The organism is Burkholderia sp. YIM B11467 (genome assembly GCF_052952715.1).
In genome coordinates this window covers 436,566-452,162 of record NZ_JBQVSQ010000002.1, presented here as the reverse complement: position 1 = coordinate 452,162, position 15,597 = coordinate 436,566, and the positions used below count along the sequence as shown (strand labels likewise).

General features: G+C 68.4%; 14 protein-coding genes and 2 pseudogenes. 13 read left to right on the top strand and 3 right to left on the bottom strand.

The genetic code is table 11. The annotated features are described in order from the left end of the window. Nucleotides 1–70 precede the first annotated feature (70 nt). The 11 genes from ACTRWB_RS09250 (at nucleotide 71) to ACTRWB_RS09200 (ending at nucleotide 11,409) form a co-directional block, all read left to right on the top strand. Nucleotides 71–1,621, top strand: coding sequence for a diguanylate cyclase domain-containing protein (locus ACTRWB_RS09250; RefSeq protein WP_446901673.1), 1,551 nt, complete (start codon nucleotides 71–73; stop codon nucleotides 1,619–1,621). Nucleotides 1,622–1,881: 260 nt separating this feature from the next. Continuing rightward, the gene (locus ACTRWB_RS09245; RefSeq protein WP_048247680.1) at nucleotides 1,882–2,157 is read left to right on the top strand and encodes a hypothetical protein; all 276 of its coding nucleotides are present in this window, start codon (nucleotides 1,882–1,884) and stop codon (nucleotides 2,155–2,157) included. Nucleotides 2,158–2,412: 255 nt separating this feature from the next. Beyond that, nucleotides 2,413–3,447 (top strand): succinylglutamate desuccinylase/aspartoacylase family protein, encoded by a 1,035-nt coding sequence (locus tag ACTRWB_RS09240; RefSeq protein WP_446901672.1) that lies wholly within the window; start codon nucleotides 2,413–2,415, stop codon nucleotides 3,445–3,447. Between the two features lie 108 nt (nucleotides 3,448–3,555). Further along, the gene (locus ACTRWB_RS09235; protein WP_048247685.1) at nucleotides 3,556–3,852 is read left to right on the top strand and encodes a type II toxin-antitoxin system MqsR family toxin; all 297 of its coding nucleotides are present in this window, start codon (nucleotides 3,556–3,558) and stop codon (nucleotides 3,850–3,852) included. A 2-nt stretch (nucleotides 3,853–3,854) separates the two neighbouring features. Beyond that, a complete protein-coding gene (locus ACTRWB_RS09230; RefSeq protein ID WP_193102115.1) occupies nucleotides 3,855–4,256 on the top strand; it encodes a type II toxin-antitoxin system MqsA family antitoxin in 402 nt (133 codons plus the stop codon). Between the two features lie 304 nt (nucleotides 4,257–4,560). Continuing rightward, the gene (locus ACTRWB_RS09225) at nucleotides 4,561–5,121 is read left to right on the top strand and encodes a GNAT family N-acetyltransferase (RefSeq protein ID WP_343494546.1); all 561 of its coding nucleotides are present in this window, start codon (nucleotides 4,561–4,563) and stop codon (nucleotides 5,119–5,121) included. A gap of 70 nt (nucleotides 5,122–5,191) precedes the next feature. Beyond that, nucleotides 5,192–6,133, top strand: a complete 942-nt coding sequence (locus ACTRWB_RS09220; protein ID WP_048247689.1) for an ABC transporter substrate-binding protein — start codon at nucleotides 5,192–5,194, stop codon at nucleotides 6,131–6,133. A gap of 53 nt (nucleotides 6,134–6,186) precedes the next feature. Beyond that, a complete protein-coding gene (locus ACTRWB_RS09215) occupies nucleotides 6,187–7,236 on the top strand; it encodes an LLM class flavin-dependent oxidoreductase (protein WP_446901671.1) in 1,050 nt (349 codons plus the stop codon). Between the two features lie 7 nt (nucleotides 7,237–7,243). Then, nucleotides 7,244–8,596 (top strand): LLM class flavin-dependent oxidoreductase, encoded by a 1,353-nt coding sequence (locus ACTRWB_RS09210; RefSeq protein ID WP_446901670.1) that lies wholly within the window; start codon nucleotides 7,244–7,246, stop codon nucleotides 8,594–8,596. Nucleotides 8,597–8,651: 55 nt separating this feature from the next. Further along, on the top strand, nucleotides 8,652–10,433 hold the full coding sequence (locus ACTRWB_RS09205; RefSeq protein WP_446901669.1) for an amino acid ABC transporter permease/ATP-binding protein: 1,782 nt from the start codon (nucleotides 8,652–8,654) through the stop codon (nucleotides 10,431–10,433). A gap of 43 nt (nucleotides 10,434–10,476) precedes the next feature. Then, nucleotides 10,477–11,409 (top strand): ABC transporter substrate-binding protein, encoded by a 933-nt coding sequence (locus tag ACTRWB_RS09200; RefSeq protein WP_446901668.1) that lies wholly within the window; start codon nucleotides 10,477–10,479, stop codon nucleotides 11,407–11,409. A gap of 103 nt (nucleotides 11,410–11,512) precedes the next feature. Here the strand turns inward: ACTRWB_RS09200 and ACTRWB_RS09195 are convergent. The 3 genes and pseudogenes from ACTRWB_RS09195 to ACTRWB_RS09185 all read right to left on the bottom strand — a co-directional run. After that, a pseudogene (locus tag ACTRWB_RS09195) lies at nucleotides 11,513–12,325 on the bottom strand (LLM class flavin-dependent oxidoreductase); the annotation flags it as partial. A gap of 292 nt (nucleotides 12,326–12,617) precedes the next feature. Beyond that, nucleotides 12,618–12,893 (bottom strand): annotated as a pseudogene (locus tag ACTRWB_RS09190) (LLM class flavin-dependent oxidoreductase); the annotation flags it as partial. A gap of 52 nt (nucleotides 12,894–12,945) precedes the next feature. After that, nucleotides 12,946–13,911: an ABC transporter substrate-binding protein gene (locus tag ACTRWB_RS09185; protein ID WP_446901667.1), complete on the bottom strand. Its 966-nt coding sequence runs from the start codon at nucleotides 13,909–13,911 to the stop codon at nucleotides 12,946–12,948. A gap of 300 nt (nucleotides 13,912–14,211) precedes the next feature. On the opposite strand from ACTRWB_RS09185, the gene ACTRWB_RS09180 reads away from it, so the two are divergent. Together ACTRWB_RS09180 and ACTRWB_RS09175 are read left to right on the top strand one after the other, a co-directional pair. After that, nucleotides 14,212–15,129, top strand: coding sequence for an alpha/beta hydrolase family protein (locus ACTRWB_RS09180; RefSeq protein WP_446901666.1), 918 nt, complete (start codon nucleotides 14,212–14,214; stop codon nucleotides 15,127–15,129). Then, nucleotides 15,126–15,557 (top strand): MarR family winged helix-turn-helix transcriptional regulator, encoded by a 432-nt coding sequence (locus tag ACTRWB_RS09175; protein ID WP_446901665.1) that lies wholly within the window; start codon nucleotides 15,126–15,128, stop codon nucleotides 15,555–15,557. Before ACTRWB_RS09180 ends, ACTRWB_RS09175 begins: the two co-directional genes overlap by 4 nt. Nucleotides 15,558–15,597 lie beyond the last annotated feature (40 nt).

The following is a 15,597-nucleotide window of genomic DNA, read 5'->3' as shown; positions in this document are numbered from 1 at the left end:
GGCCGGCGCTTCCGCCACGTGCCGTGCGGGCATCGCCAGCCATCGCTACATCGTGTCGAGGTCAAAAACCATGGCAGTCAGGGCATCTCTCCTGAACTCCGTTCTCGCCACTCCCCCTTCCGGCAACCACCGTGTGACGGCCGCGCTGCGCCCGTCGATGCTCGTCACGCTGTTCGAGGACGTCCGCCCGATGGCGTTGTCCGGGCTGGCGAGCGGCTTCGTCGCGGCCATCGCGCTGATCCGGCTGCAGCAGCTCTGGTGCCTCGTGTGGCTCATCGCCGACGTCAGCCTGCTCGCCGCCCGGCTCGCGATCGCGCGTGCCTATGCGGTGCAACGCAACGCCGGCAACGATCGCGCCGAATACTGGGCGATGCGCTATGCGCCGGTGTCGCTCGTCGCGTGCTTCGTGCTCGGCCTTGGCGTGATGGGCTGCATACAAGCCGTCGACGTCGAGCTCGGCACGCTGTCGGTGATGGTCGCGGGCGGTGTGTTCGGCGGCATCGCGTCGCGCAATTCGGCGCTGCCGCGGCTCGCGATGACGCAGGTCACGCTCGGCGTGCTGCCGATCGGCGTCGGCGCGCTGCTGGCCCACCGCTCGGGCGCGTGGCTGCTGCTGCCGCCACTCGCGATCTATCTCGCGGCCATGCGCACGGTCGTGCAGCGCCACTACCGCGTGCTCGTCGCGCTGATCGCCGCGCGCCAGCGCAACGCCGAACTCGTCGCGCGCTTCGACGCCGCACTCACCTATATGCCGCACGGCCTGTGCATGATCGACGGCGACAGTCGCGTGATCGTCGCGAACCGGCGCACCGCGCAACTGTTCGGCTCGCCGCGCGAGATCATGCTCGATACGCCGCTGCCCGACGTCATCGCGGCGCTCGGCGCGAACGCCGTGACCGATGCGCGCGACACCGGCCTCGCCGCGCAGTGCGCCGGCTGGCTGAACCGCGACGAGCCCGCGCCGTTCGACATCGTGCTCGGCGACGGCCGCCAGCTCGAACTCACGCGCCACCGCGTACCGGACGGCAACGCGGTGATCATCGTCGAGGACGTCACCACGCGCCGCCGGACCGAGCAGCACATCCGGCACCTCGCGCGGCACGACGCGCTGACGGGTTTGCCGAACCGCCACGAACTGCATGCGGAGCTCAAGCGGATGCTCGCGCGCCGGCCACGCATGCCGGGCCCCTCGCTCGCCGTCATGTATCTCGACCTCGACGGCTTCAAGGCGATCAACGACCGCTTCGGCCACCAGGCCGGCGACGAAGTGCTCACCCAAGTCGCCGAGCGGCTCGGCAAGACGCTGCCGCCCGGCGAGCTTGCGGCGCGCATCGGCGGCGACGAATTCGTCGTCGCGATCGACGACACGACGATGCACGCGTGCTCGATCCTCGCCGCGCGGATCATCCGGCAGATCTCGGCGCCGTACACGCTGTCGATCGGCGAGACCGTCTGCTTCGGGATCAGCATCGGCATCGCGCTCGACGACGGGCACGGTTCTCCCGACGACCTGATCCGGCAGGCCGACAGCGCGCTGTACGATGCGAAGTCGGACGGCAAGGGCATCTACCGCTTCTATTCGAACGGGAGCCGGCGCGTGGCGCCTGCCGCCGCGAGCTGACCCGACACCGCGCGCACCGGCCGCGCCTCCGTCTTTCCCCTGCCGTCCGCATCCTCCCGACGATTCAATTCCGAAACCCTTTGCGTGTTCGCACGTCACGCGGCGCGCTCGCGTGTCACGTGACGTGTTCCGTAACATCGTCGGTTTCGACGCGTCACGTTGGCCGCAGAAGCCGGCACGATCGATGCAGGGCAAGGCTTTTCATGGCTGGCACTCTTATTGCTCCCTGTCAGGGAAACAGGTTGTCAGGGAGACCCAACATGAATACCGTCGAAGTCCTCAGCCGCAGCGAAACCATCGACGAACTGGATGTGATCGACGGCGCATCGCTGATCCGGCGGCTCGTCTCCGAGCGCCGCATGCCGGCTGCCCGCGAAGCCGCGTGCGTCGACAATCCGCCGCTGACGCTGTACGGCGCGTTTCGCCAGGGCGTCGCCGATTACGGCACGCGGCGCGCGAATCCGTATCGCGCCGGCAGCCGTTTCTGGGCACTGTGGGAAGAAGGACGTCTCGAAGCTGAAACATCGGGCCGGTAAGCCGGCCGCGCGCGCCGGCCCTGTCGCGACAAGGGATCGGCGCGAAACCGCACACAAGAATGCAGCCGGCCGACGCGCCGGCATGCGTTCACCGATGCAACATCGCGCACGGTCGCGCGTATCGAAACAACGGCTCGCCCATGCGCATTCGCGCGCATGCCGGTTGACACCGTTCGGCGCTACTCGCCCCCGGTGCGCCGCGCGGCGGTCGTTTCCCGATAAGATGGCAGATTCCGTTCATCGCACGATGCCGCCATGACCGTCCCTTCCTCACAGCGAAACCCCATCCACTGCGAAATCGATCTCGACGCGCAAGGCAAGCACGCGGGCTACCTGCGGCTGCCGCATTCCGTGCACCGCTCGGCGTACGGCTGGCTGCCGATCCCGATCGCGTCGATCCGCAACGGCGACGGGCCGGTCGCGCTCGTGATGGCCGGCAACCACGGCGACGAATACGAAGGCCAGATCATCGTGTCGCAGCTGATGCGCGAGATCGAGCCCGAGATGGTCAGCGGGCAGTTGATCCTGCTGCCGATGGCGAATTTCCCGGCGGCGGATGCAGGGCTGCGCGTGTCGCCGCTCGACGAGGGCAACCTGAACCGCAGCTTCCCCGGCGACCCGACCGGCACGCCGACGCAGATGATCGCGCATTACATCGAGCATGCGCTGCTGTCGCGCGCGCAGTATCTGGTCGACCTGCACTCGGGCGGCAGCTCGCTGCTCTACCACGGCGGCAACATGCTCGCGATCGATCCGCTCGACGCGGACGAAGCCGCGAAGCTCAACGGGCTGCTGGTCGCATTCGGGTTGCAGAATGCGCTGCTGCACGCGCCGAATCCCGTGCATTCGGCGTCGGCCGCGCGCCGGCAGGGCGCGATCTCGATCGTGACCGAACTTGGCGGCGCGGGCATGGCCGATCCGTCGCTGATCCGGCTCGGCCGCCACGGGCTGCTGCACTACCTCGGCTATATCGGCCTGCTGCACGGCGCGCTTGTGCCCGACGCGCCGCCGACCGTCACGCGCTTCATGCGCGTCGACGGCGACCGCCATTTCGTCTATGCGTACGACCGCGGGCTGTATGAGCCGCTCGTCGAACTCGGCGACCAGGTGAAGGCCGGGCAGCCGGCCGCATGGGTGCATTTCCCCGATACGCCGTTGCGTGAACCGGTGCTGCACCGGTTCAAGGGCGACGGCGAAGTGGTGTGCAAGCGCGTGCCCGCGCAAGTACGGCGCGGCGATTGCCTGTTCCAGCTCGCGGAGCCGTCGGCAGCGCCGAGCATAGGCCAATAGGCCAGTTCCGGATTCATCCCTTTTCCATGCAGTCTGTCGTTCGTGACGGACGGCATACGTGCGTCATTAACCAACTTGACAAATTAACTTACTTGGTTATGATCGCAAATGGAAAAGAGAAGGCCTCATTGCAAGCTGCCCCTCGTCAAGGCGCTGGTCGAATCCGGCAAGGTCCGGTTGACCACGAGTGCGGTATTCGGCGCCCGGCAACTGGGTTTCACGGAAAGGGAGGCGCTCGATGTCGTGATGTCGCTGACCGACCTCGACTTCCACAAGAGCATGACGACGTACGCCGACCACACGATCTGGCAGGACGTCTACCGGCCGTTGACGGTGCGTGGCGACGTGTACCTGAAACTGACGGTGATCGACGATGTGCTGATCGTGTCTTTCAAGGAGAGATGATGATGAAGTGCCCCGCATGCGGTGCCGCCAGGCTGGTCCGCGACACGCGAGACATCCCCTATACCTACAAAGGCCGGTCGACTGTCGTCCACGATATCACCGGCGATTTTTGCCCGGCCTGCGGGGAATCGATACTGGATCTCGACGAGGCGACCCGTCTCGGCGAGGCGATCGCCGAGTTCAACAAGCAGGTGAACGCAACCATCGTCGACCCGAAGTACATCGCGAAGGTACGCAAGAAGCTGAGGCTGGATCAGCGCGAGGCGGCCGAGCTCTTCGGCGGTGGCGTCAACGCGTTCTCCCGTTACGAGACAGGCAAGACGAATCCGCCGCTTGCCCTCGTGAAATTGCTGAAGATCCTGGATCGTCACCCCGATCTACTCGCCGAAGTTCGAGCAGCATAGGCGCTCGCATGTCGGCATCGCGCATGCGCTCCGACGCATGCGAACGCGGCCCGTCATCCCCACCCCACTCCCGCTGCAAGCCTTCTGACGCTTCCCGCGAAATCCTTATCGAAATTGCTTCGTTCGCCTTTGCCGGCCGCGCCGCTAACGTGTTCGAAACGGCGGCGGCCCGCCCCGTGCATCGCAGGATGCGCACCGGCTGCCGTCATCACGACAACCGCGTCGCGATAACGGAACAGACCGGACGGGCTGCGTGCCCGAGCCCCGCCAGGAACGTCCGCATCGCGCGCCCTTCGCGATGCCCATGGCCACGACCGACCGCATCATCGATACGACGCCGCTCGACGTCCGCGCGCAACCGCTGATCGACGCGCTGATCGACGAATATTCGACCCGTTACGACGCGTATCGCCCCGACAGCCGCGCGTCCGCACGCGACGAACTCGCACGCTACCCGGCCGAACTGTTCGCGCCGCCCGAAGGCGCGTTCGTGCTGCTGCTGCGCGACGGCGAAACCATCGGCGGCGGCGCGTTCAAGCGCTTCGACGCGCAGACCGCCGAACTCAAACGCATCTGGACCCGCACGGACCTGCGCCGTCAGGGTCTCGCGCGCCGCATCGTCGACGCGCTCGAACTGCGCGCCGTGCAGCAGGGCTACCGCCGCCTCTACCTGACCACCGGATTTCGCCAGCCCGAAGCGTGGGCGCTGTACGACCGCACCGGCTATACGCGGCTGTTCGATTCGTCGATCGACCCCGAAGCGTATTTCCACCTGCGGTTCGGCAAGGATCTCGCCGATCCATCGCGCACGTCGACGCTCGCCGATCTGTGGGCGCCCGTGCCCGAACCGGTATTGCAGCGCTGACGGCGCAACCAACGGCCCCGCTTCCTCCGACTCCGATCTCCGCTTCCGCTTTCCACGACAGGACGTTTTCATGCAACGAGCCGTACCGCTTTCTTCCCGTGCCGTGCGCACGCTGGCCGCCGCGCTGATCGGCCTGACCGCATTCGCCGCGGCCGCCGCGACGTTCGACCTGAGCCCCGAGCAGCGCGGCCGCCCGCGCGGCACGGCCGATGCGGCGGTCGAACGCGCGGTGCCCGCGTCGTTCAAGTTCGCCGAGCCCGGCACGCTGACGATCGGCATCGCGCCGAGCCTGCCGCCGATCAGCTCGTATGCGACCGACGCGCGCACGGTGATCGGCTTCGACGCGGACGTCGGCCAGCTCGTGTCCGACAGTCTCGGCCGCAAGCTGAAGATCGTCGCGCTCGCGTGGGCCGACTGGCCGCTCGCGCTCGAATCGGGGAAAGTCGACGCGGTGATCTCGAACGTCACCGTCACCGAGGAGCGCAAGCAGAAGTTCGATTTCTCGACCTACCGCAAGGACCAGGTCGGCTTCTACGTGCGCAACGACAGCAAGATCCAGGCGATCCGCGAGCCGAAGGACGTCGCGGGGCTGCGCATCGTGACCGACGCCGGCACCAACCAGGAAAAGATCCTGCTCGCATGGGACCGCGAGAACGTCGCGCACGGGCTGAAGCCCGTGCAGATCCAGTACTACGACGACCAGGCGATGCGCATCGTCGCCGTGCAGTCTGGCCGCGCCGATGCCGTGTTCAGCGTGAACTCGGTGCTCGCGTATCAAAGCGCGCAACAAGGCAAGACGCGGCTCGTCGGCGCGATCAGCGGCGGCTGGCCGCGCACCGCCGATATCGCGATCGCGACGCGCCGCGGCAGCGGCCTCGCCGATCCGCTGACCGTCGCGCTGAACGGGCTGATCAGGAACGGCCGCTACCAGCAGGTGCTGGACCGCTGGAACCTCGCGTCCGAAGCGCTCGACCAGTCGCGCACGAATCCGCCGGGGCTGCCGAAGAGCTGAGCGTCGCGCCCGGCCACCGTCCATCCACGCCACACGCAGGTACGCCGCTCATCATGTCTTATTCGCTTTCGTTGCTGGACAAGAGTCCGATCGCCGACGGCGCGAACGCCGCCGACGCGCTGCGCTTCACCACGACGCTCGCGCAACGTGCCGAACAGCTCGGCTACGAGCGCTTCTGGGTCGCCGAACATCACGGCACGCCCGGCTTCGCGAGCTCGGCGCCGGAGATCGTCGTCGCGCATCTGCTCGCGCACACGTCGCGCATCCGCGTCGGCTCGGGCGGCGTGATGCTGCAGCACTACAGCCCGTTCAAGGTCGCCGAGTCGTTCAAGCTGCTGGCCGCGCTCGCGCCGGGCCGCGTCGATCTCGGTATCGGCAAGGCGCCCGGCGGGTTGCCGCTGACCACGCGCGCGCTGCAATGGTTCCACGACAAGGCGCGCAAGCCCGACTTCGCGGGCCAGCTCGCGGAGCTCGACGCGTTTCTCGGCTGGGGCGTCGCCGAAGATCATCCGCTCGCCGGCGCGGTCGCGATGCCGGTGCCGCCGCAGCCGCCCGAACGCATCCTGCTCGGCGGTTCGCCGGACAGCGGCGCACTCGCCGCGCGCAACGGCTGGCGCTTCTGCTACGCGGGGCATTTCAACGGCGACGACGCGAATCTCGAACGCTCGCTCGACGCGTATCGCAGCGCGGGCGGCACACGGCCGCTCGTCGCGCTGTACGCGGTCGCCGCGCCGACGCGCGACGAAGCCGAACAACTGATCGGACCGCTGAAGATCTTCAAGCTGCAATTCGCGGGCGGCCAGAGCTTCAATCTCGGCAGCGCGCAGGCAGCCGCCGAATTCGCGCGGCAAAGCGGCGCGTCCGACTACCGGATCGACGAGCTGCGCCCGACGGTGCTGGCCGATACGCCCGAGCGCGTGCACCGCGCGCTCGATGCGCTGAGCCGGCGGCTCGACGTCGACGCGTTCGTGATCGATTCGCCGGTGACCGACTACGCGGCGCGGCTCGCGTCGGTCGAATGGCTCGGCGGCGCACTGTCGGCCACGCCTTTGCATGCGGCCCTCGCGGACGACCGCTCCCTTTCCCCTGACCAGAACGCGTGACGCTCCCATGACGACCCGACGATCGATCCCCTTCGGCCTGATGCTGCAAGGCGCAGGCAGCCACATGAACGCGTGGCGGCACCCGAGCAACCCGCCAGACGCGAGCATCAACCTCGACTTCGCGATCGGCATCGCGCGCAAGGCGGAAGCCGCCGGCATCACGTTCGCGTTCGTCGCGGACGGCCTTTACATCAACGAGAAGTCGATTCCGCACTTCCTGAACCGCTTCGAGCCGCTGACCGTGCTGTCGGCGCTCGCGGTCGCGACGAAGAAGATCGGGCTCGCGGGCACGATCTCGACGTCGTACAGCGAGCCGTTCACGGTCGCGCGCCAGCTCGCGTCGCTCGACGCGATCAGCGGCGGGCGCGCGGGCTGGAATGTCGTGACGACGCCGCTCGAAGGCACCGCGAAGAATTTCGGCAAGGCGCATCCCGATCACGAACTGCGCTACGAGATCGCCGACGAATACCTCGACGTCGTGCAGGGCCTGTGGGACAGCTGGGACGACGACGCATTCGTGCGCGACCGTGCGACCGGCCGCTTCTTCGATCGAGACAAACTGCACACGCTCGATCATCACGGCCGCTTCTTCCAGGTCGCGGGCCCGCTCAATATCCAGCGCTCGCCGCAGGGGCAGCCGGTGATCTTCCAGGCCGGCTCGTCCGACACCGGCATCGGGCTCGCGGGCAAGTACGCCGATGCGGTGTTCACGCATTCGCCGTCGCTCGACGAAACGGCCGCGTTCACGCGGCGCGTGAAGCAGAGCGCGATCGAACACGGGCGGCAAGCCGGCGACGTGAGGATCTTCCCCGGCGTCGGGCCAATCGTCGGCCGCACGGCCGCCGAGGCGGAAGACAAATACCAGGCGATCCGCAACCTGCTGACGATCGACGAGGCGCTCGCGTATCTCGGCCGCTATTTCGATCACCACGATTTCACGCAATACGCGCTCGACGCGCCGTTCCCCGAACTCGGCGAGCTCGGCCGCAACAGCTTCCGCTCGACCACCGACCGGATCAAGGCCGACGCGAAACAGAAAGGCCTCTCGCTGCGCGAGACGGCACTCGCGGTCGCGACGCCGCGCCCGAACTTCATCGGCACGGCCGAGCATGTGGCCGACGAGTTGATCCGCTGGCACGACGCGGGCGCCGGCGACGGCTTCATCCTCGGCTTTCCGGTGCAGGCGCAGGGCGTCGACGATTTCGTCGAGCTCGTGATTCCGGTGCTCGAGGCGCGCGGCCGCTACAGCCGCGACCTGCCCGGCGCCACGCTGCGCGACCACCTCGGCCTGCCGCGCAAGGCGAGCCGCCACGCGGCGCCCGGCGCCTCGCAGGAACCGGCGGCCGAAGCGCACGCCTGACGCACCGCGCCGCCCGTGCGCGGCGCGCCCGACCGACTCGAGGACTTCCCACGACATGAGCGACACGACCCACTTCGGCGGCGCGCTGCCGCCGCTCTCTTCTCCCGGCACGCGCGACGCCGGCACGCGTTTCCGGATCGTGCCCGCGCGCCACCGGGCGCGCACGGCCGGCACCGTGCTCGCCGTCGTGCTGATCGCGATCGCGCTGCATTCGATCCTCGGCAACCCGCAATGGGGCTGGCCGGTGTTCGCCGAATGGTTCCTGTCACCACCGGTGCTGTCGGGACTCGCGCGCACGCTGGTGCTGACGCTGCTCGGCGCGGTGTTCGGCTTCGTGCTCGGCGCATTCGTCGCACTGGCCCGGCTGTCGCGTTCGCGGCTGCTGTCCGCGAGCGCGTGGACCTTCGTCTGGCTGTTCCGCTCGATTCCGCTGATCGTGCTGCTGCTGATCCTCAACAATCTCGGCTACCTGTACGAGCACGTGCGGCTCGGCGTGCCGTTCACCGACATCGTGTGGTTCGAAGCGCCGACGACCGACCTGATCAGCCCGTTCCTCGCGGCCGTGCTCGGCCTCACGCTGAACCACGCGGCGTTTTCCGCGGAGGTGATCCGCGGCGGCATTCTCGCGGTCGACCAGGGGCAGCTCGAAGCGGCCGCCGCGCTCGGGCTGCCGCGCGGCCGCCAGACCGCACGGATCGTGCTGCCGCAAGCGATGCGCGCGATCCTGCCGACCGCGTTCAACGATCTGATCACGCTCGCGAAAGGCACGTCGATGGTGTACGTGCTCGCGATGCCGGAACTGTTCTACACGGTGCAGGTGATCTATCGCCGCAATCTCGAAGTGATTCCGCTGCTGATGGTCGCGACCGTCTGGTACCTGATCATCCTGACCGTGCTGTCGGCGATCCAGGTGCAGGTCGAGCGGCACTATGCACGCGGCGCGCTGCGCAATCCGCCGCCGTCGGTGCTCACGTTCGCGCTTGCACGCATCGGCGTGCTGTGGCGGCGTGCAACGGCGCGCAACGCGACGTCGAACGTGCAGGCCGACAGCGAACTCGCCGCCGCCGCGCCCCGAACGGGCGGCGAAGTCGCCGTGCACGGCGTATCGAAGCAGTTCGGCATGCAGCGCGTGCTCGACAACGTGTCGTTCGTGGCGCCGCGCGGCAGTGTGACCGTGATCATCGGGCCGTCCGGATCGGGCAAATCGACGCTGCTGCGCACGATCAACCATCTCGAACGGGTCGACGACGGTATCATCGACATCGACGGCGAACTGATCGGCTACCGGCGTGACGGCGACGTGCTCTACGAGCTGAAGGAGCGCGACGTGCTGACGCGGCGCACGGCCGTCGGGATGGTGTTCCAGAACTTCAACCTGTTCCCGCACCTGACGGTGCTCGAGAACCTGATCGAGGCGCCGGTCGCCGTCGCCGGCGTGACGCGCGACGCCGCCGAGCGCACCGCCCGCACGCTGCTCGCGCGCGTCGGGCTCGCGGACAAGGCCGATGCGTACCCGCGCCAGCTGTCCGGTGGCCAGCAGCAGCGCGTCGCGATCGCGCGGGCGCTCGCGCTGCGTCCGAAGGTGCTGCTGTTCGACGAGCCGACGTCGGCGCTCGATCCCGAACTCGTCAACGAGGTACTCGACGTGATCAAGGAACTCGCGCGCTCGGGCACGACGCTCGTGATCGTCACGCACGAGATCGGCTTCGCGCGCGAAGTCGCGGACAACGTGCTGTTCATGGAGCGCGGGCGCATCGTCGAGGCCGGGCCGCCGGCCGTCGTGCTCGACGCGCCGGCGCATCCGCGCACGCGCGCATTCCTGTCGCGGGTGCTGTGATGCGCGTCGCCCCCGACCTGCGAGACCTGCGAGGCGCGCCACGATGATCGACCGACGCCAGTTCATGACCGCCGCGCTGGTGGCGGCATCCGGCTTGCCTTGGCGCGCGGCGCACGCGGCCGCCGCGACCGCCGACCTCGACCCGCGCCAGGCCGGGCGCCTCCGAGCGGAACGCGACGACGCCGCGATCCGCGCGGCGACCGGCTACCGCTGGGTGCGCGACGGCGCGTTCACGGTCGCGATTTCGCCGCACGCGCCGCCCGTGTCGACCTACGCGACCGACGCGCGCACCGTGGTCGGCGCCGATCCCGACTATGCGCAGCTCGTCGCCGATGCGCTCGGCCGCACGCTCGCGCTGGTGCCGATCGCGTGGGCGGACTGGCCGCTCGGGCTGACGTCCGGCAAATACGACGCGGTGATCTCGAACGTCGGCGTGACCGAGAAGCGCAAGGAGAAATACGATTTCACGACCTACCGGCTCGGGCTGCATGGCTTCTATGTCCGCACCGCCAGCCCGATCGCGAAGATCGCCGAGCCGAAGGACATCGCGGGCTTGCGGATCATCACCGGTGCCGGCACGAGTCAGGAGCGCATCCTGCTCGAATGGGGCCGGCGCAACGTCGCGCAGGGGCTGAAGCCGACCGAGCTGCTCTATTTCGACGACGATGCGACCGCGCGTGTCGCGCTGCTGTCGGGCCGCGCCGATGCCGAGCTGAACCCGAACGCGTCGCTCGCGTACGAGGCCGCGCGCAGCGGCAAGATTCGCCGCGTCGGCGTCGTCAATGCGGGCTGGCCGAACAATGCCGATGTCGCGATCGCAACGCGTCGCGGCAGCGGGCTCGCGCCCGCGTTGACGCTTGCGACGAATGCGCTGATCGGCAGCGGCCGCTACGGGCAGGCGCTCGCGCGCTGGGGCCTGCAGAGCGAAGCGATCGCGCGCGCGGAGACCAATCCGCCGGGGTTGCCGTCGTTCTGAACGGAATGCCGGAGCGACAACGACGCACGTAATGCAATCGCCCCGGCATTCCGCAGTGGAAATGCCGGGGCGAATCGAAGACCGGTGTGCCAGTGAGTCTCGCCTACGCCGTCACCGCCGCGCGATAACGGTCGAGATCCGCGACATGCGCATGAATCGCCGGAATCAGGTCGCGCCCGTAGGCCAGCGCGTCGTCGAGCGGATCGAACCCGCGAATCAGGAACGTCGACACGCCGAGCCGGTAATACGCGCCAAGCGCTCGCGCGACCTGTTCGGCCGTGCCGACGAGCGCGGTCGAATTCCAGCGCGCGCCGGTCAGGTTCGCGACACCCATCCACAGCCGCTCATCCAGCACGTCGCCCTGCGCGGCGGCCGCCATCAGCCGCTGCGATCCTGCATTCTGCGGCGCGTGACCGGCAATCGGCTGGCCGTTCGCGAGCCGTGCCGCGCGTACGCGCTCGCGGATCGCCTCGGCCTTCTCCCAGGCGGCGGCCTCGGTGTCCGCGACGATCGGCCGGAACGACACGCTGATGCGCGGCGCACGCCCGAACGGTGCGGCGGCGGCCTGCACGCGCGCGATCTGCTCGCGCACCGACGCAAGCGGCTCGCCCCACGTCATGTAGACATCCGCATGCTGGCCCGCGACCGCGAGCGCGGCCGGCGACGAGCCGCCGAAATAGATCGGCACGTGCGGCCGCTGTGCGCCCTTCACGAGCGGCGACGCGCCGCGCAGCCGGTAGAACTCGCCGTCGTGGTCAACCGGCGCGTCGGCCAGCCAGATCCGTTTCAGCACGTCGAGATATTCGCCGGTGCGGCGGTAGCGCGCATCGTGCGCCACGAAATCGCCGTCGCGCTGCAGATCCGTGTCGTCGCCGCCCGACACGACGTTCAGTGCGAGGCGGCCGCCGCTGAACACAAGGGCCTGTTCCCGCTAATAACGGGCTTGCGAACGTGCCTTGCCGGTCGTAGTGCAAGGAGTGAGGAGCGCCGTTTGGCCGCGCCAAACAAGCAACGATCGACGCCGCAATACGGCCGGCAAGGCACGTTCCCCTGTTTGGAAAAAATCATTCGTGGGGCTGGCCGCCAGAAGGGCCGATCGCGGCGTCATGCTCCTCGCGAATACGTTGAGTATTCGCTTCGTCGCAGTCCTTGCGCTCGGCCCTTCTGGCGGCCAGCGCAAGCCCGTTATTAGCGGGAACAGGCCCTTGCGTCGCAATCTGCCGCGCGGCGGCCGACGGCACGATCACGCCGGGCCGGTGCGCGAGCAGGATGCGGATGCGTTCGGTCGCGGCGGCCGCGAACGAGGCGACGATGAAGCCGTCCGCCGCGTTGCTGAAATGGCCGACCAGGATCTGGTCGAAGCCCGCGGCCTCGTGCGCTTGCGCGAAGCGGCGCACGTAGTCGGGCTGGACGGCCGCGCCGCCCGGGACGTCGACCTCCGCGCCGGGCGTCGCGGTGATCATGCCGATGATGTCGACTGGCATGTCGGAATGTCCTTCTGGTTCTCGATCGGGAATCGTGGAGGGGGCGGCACGATCACTGCGCGGCGGCCGTCTTTTGCGCGGGCGCCACGAATGCGCCTGCATACGAGCGGTCGAGCAGCTTCGACGTGTCGTACGCGGCCGGAATCACGCCGGCCTTGTGCAGGAAGTCGGCCGTGTTCTGCGCGTCCTTCGCGGCCGCGTCGTCGACGGGGCCCACGCGCTGCTTCGCGTTATTGAGCCAGCGGTACGCGACGTCGGGCTCGAGCTTCGCGCGTTTCGCCCATAGGTCCGCGTACTCGCGCGGATGGTTGTCGACCCACTGGCGCGCGACGACGACGCGCCGCAGGAAATCGGCGATCTCCGCGCGCTTGCCCGACGCGGCCTGCTCGTTCGCGGCGACGAAGCTCAGCGCGGGCATCAGCCCTTGCGCGGTCGTCACCGGTCGTGCGCCCTGCCGCAACGCGAGCGTGCTGACGAACGGCTCCCACAGCGACACGGCGTCGACCGAGCCGTTCGCGAGCGCGTTGGTCGCGTCGATCGGCATCAGGTACGCGTACTTGACGGAATCCGCACGCAGGCCCGCATGTTCGAGCGCGCGCAGCACGAGCTGCTGGCTCCATGCGCCGCGCCACACGGCAATGGTCTTGCCCTGCAGGTCGGCCACGGTACGCACCGGCGAATGCTTCGGCACGAGGATCGCGACGCCGTCGAGGCTCTGCCGCGACACCGCGACGACCTTGACCGGCGCACCGCGCGCGGCCAGCGTCAACAGCGCCGAATCGCCGAGGAAACCGACGTCGATCGCGTTGCCGTTCAGGCTCTCGGCGACGGGCGCGGCGGCCTGGAAGTGCTTCCATTCGATCGTGTAAGGCAGGTCCTTCAGCACGCCGGACGCCTCCATCGACGCCTGGATGTTGAAGTAGTTCTGTTCACCGACGCGCAGCGTGACGGTGTCTTTCGCGATACCCGACTGCGCGGCAAGCGCCAGCACGAGCGCCGTGACGATTCGGCTCAGCAACGTGATCTCCCGGAGGGTTGGCAGGCTGCCACGCGATGGCGGCGCCTCGTTGTCCGCGTTGCGCAACGGCCGGCGCAGCGGATGGAACCGGTGAAGATACGTCGGTCCGCTTCATGAGACAAACGCAATATTCTGCTATCGAAAGATGCAAATATTTTATGAAGCGAGTGCAGCCGCACGATACCGGGCACCAACCTCCGGCCCCGTCGTTCGAATGATTCCTCGATAGATATTTCGTGCACGAAATAATTCCCGGACTATATTTCGCATACGAAATAACTACCCGGAACGAGGACAGCCATGACCTCCCAACCCATCGAGTTTTCCGCCATCGACGGTTACCTGTTGCGCGGCACGTTGTGGACGCGCGATGCCGAACCGCGCGCGCTGGTGCTGATCCATCCGGCCACGGCCGTGCCGGAACGGCTGTATGCCGGATTCGCACGCTTTCTGACCGAGCGCGGCTTCGCTGCGCTGACCTACAACTACCGCGGCATCGATACGTCGCGGCCCGCGCGCCTGAACGCGCTGCAGGCGAGCATGCGCGACTGGATCGAACTCGACGTAGGCGCCGCAACCGCGTGGGCGCGGCAGGCGCACGCCGGGCTGCCGCTGCTGGCGGTCGGCCACAGCGTCGGCGGGCATGCGATCGGACTGTCCGCCAGCACGACGCACCTGCGCGCGGCCGTGCTCGTCGCCGCGCATGCGGGCAGCACGCGCCTGATCAAACAAGCGACCGAGCGCCTGAAAGTGCGGCTGATCCTGCGTGTGCTCGGCCCGCTGATGTCCGCGCTGCTCGGCTACGTGCCCGGCAAGCGGCTCGGGCTCGGCGAGGATTTGCCGGCCGGCGTGTTTCGCGAATGGAGCCGCTGGACCGCGCTGCCGCGCTATTTCTTCGACGATCCGACGCTCGGCGCGGCCGAGCGCTTCGCGAAACAGCAGCTGCCGATCCTCGCGCTCGGCTTCGACGACGATCCGTGGGCGAACCCGACCGCGATCGACCTGCTGGTAAGCTATCTGACCCGCGCGGCAGTCGAACGCCGTCAGATCGATCCGCGCGCGGCGGGCAGCGGTCCGGTCGGGCACATGGGATTTTTCCGCAGCCGGCCCGGCGCCGTGCTGTGGCCCGACGTGGCCGACTGGCTCGCGCAGGCGCTCGACACGCCACGCGAGGCGGGCCGCCCCTCCCTCTCCATTGCAGCCGGGAACCCAGCTTGAGCGAAGACCGACGACTGTTTTTCCTGTTGAACATCGGCCAGCGGCGCGTGCAGCGCTGGATCGACCGCAAGGCCGAGACCGATGCGCGCGCGAGTGCCGCGCAGGCCGGCGTGCTGTTCTGTCTCGCGAAGCAGGACGGCGCGCTGATCGGCGAAGTCGGCGCCACGCTGCAGCTCGCGCCGTCCGCGATGACCGGGCTCGCCGACCGGATGGCGAAAGCCGGCCTGCTCGCGCGCCACGCCGATTCGGACGACGGCCGCGCGACGCGCCTGTACCTGACCGACGATGGCCACGCGGCGCTCAAGCGTGCGCGCGTGCTGCTGCGCGAACTGAACGGCAAGCTGGGCGACGGGTTTTCCGACGCGGAACTCGATGTCGTCGCGCGCTGGCTGCACACGTTGCAGGACCGGTTTCCGGCGGAGCGCTGAGCAACGTACCTCGAGCGGAAACGATAGCAATTCATCTTTC

Bases quoted from the DNA above. Each gene is read 5' to 3' on its own strand.
- ACTRWB_RS09200 (WP_446901668.1), top strand. From the start codon at position 10,477: ATGATCGACCGACGCCAGTTCATGACCGCCGCGCTGGTGGCGGCATCC.
- ACTRWB_RS09230 (WP_193102115.1), top strand. From the start codon at position 3,855: ATGAAGTGCCCCGCATGCGGTGCCGCCAGGCTGGTCCGCGACACGCGA.
- ACTRWB_RS09215 (WP_446901671.1), top strand. From the start codon at position 6,187: ATGTCTTATTCGCTTTCGTTGCTGGACAAGAGTCCGATCGCCGACGGC.
- ACTRWB_RS09235 (WP_048247685.1), top strand. From the start codon at position 3,556: ATGGAAAAGAGAAGGCCTCATTGCAAGCTGCCCCTCGTCAAGGCGCTG.
- ACTRWB_RS09245 (WP_048247680.1), top strand. From the start codon at position 1,882: ATGAATACCGTCGAAGTCCTCAGCCGCAGCGAAACCATCGACGAACTG.
- ACTRWB_RS09180 (WP_446901666.1), top strand. From the start codon at position 14,212: ATGACCTCCCAACCCATCGAGTTTTCCGCCATCGACGGTTACCTGTTG.
- ACTRWB_RS09220 (WP_048247689.1), top strand. From the start codon at position 5,192: ATGCAACGAGCCGTACCGCTTTCTTCCCGTGCCGTGCGCACGCTGGCC.
- ACTRWB_RS09240 (WP_446901672.1), top strand. From the start codon at position 2,413: ATGACCGTCCCTTCCTCACAGCGAAACCCCATCCACTGCGAAATCGAT.
- ACTRWB_RS09225 (WP_343494546.1), top strand. From the start codon at position 4,561: ATGGCCACGACCGACCGCATCATCGATACGACGCCGCTCGACGTCCGC.
- ACTRWB_RS09210 (WP_446901670.1), top strand. From the start codon at position 7,244: ATGACGACCCGACGATCGATCCCCTTCGGCCTGATGCTGCAAGGCGCA.
- ACTRWB_RS09250 (WP_446901673.1), top strand. From the start codon at position 71: ATGGCAGTCAGGGCATCTCTCCTGAACTCCGTTCTCGCCACTCCCCCT.
- ACTRWB_RS09205 (WP_446901669.1), top strand. From the start codon at position 8,652: ATGAGCGACACGACCCACTTCGGCGGCGCGCTGCCGCCGCTCTCTTCT.